1 protein-coding gene is annotated in these 377 nt (G+C 44.3%); it reads right to left on the bottom strand.

Translation table 11 applies throughout. From position 1 onward, the window contains the following. Nucleotides 1–111: 111 nt before the first annotated feature. A partial coding sequence (locus CWC30_RS14880; RefSeq protein ID WP_138627485.1) for a transposase occupies nucleotides 112–377 on the bottom strand: 266 nt, incomplete at its 5' end.

Here is a 377-nt window from a genome sequence, read left to right as displayed (position 1 = left end):
GGAGTGGCTTGGTTAATTTGCGCTCCAAATTAGAGGCGTTTCCTTGTTGCTCATCTGCTGCTAGTTGCAACCATTTGGAGGGCGTTCAGAATTCTGTGTCAGCCTAAATTGCTAAATATCTAGCACGCCATCTAACCTACCTTCGAAGTGAATGGCTAATTGCGACAATGTCAGGTTCCAATTGTGGATTGGCATTGTCCATTTCTTCGAGGCGTTCAATATGCCTGCATACAATAATTTCATCAAGCTATTTTCATTCGGGAATGCACCTTTAGTCTTGGTCAATTTCCTAAACTGGCGGTGAACCGCCTCGATAGCATTGGTGGTATAAATGGCTTTTCGCACGTAATCTGGGTACTTGAAGTAAACCGCCAGGT

The sequence above is a fragment of the Pseudoalteromonas sp. S4741 genome (assembly GCF_005886135.1).
Taxonomy (GTDB): Bacteria; Pseudomonadota; Gammaproteobacteria; order Enterobacterales; family Alteromonadaceae; genus Pseudoalteromonas; species Pseudoalteromonas tetraodonis.
This window is presented reverse-complemented; position numbering and strand designations above follow the sequence as displayed.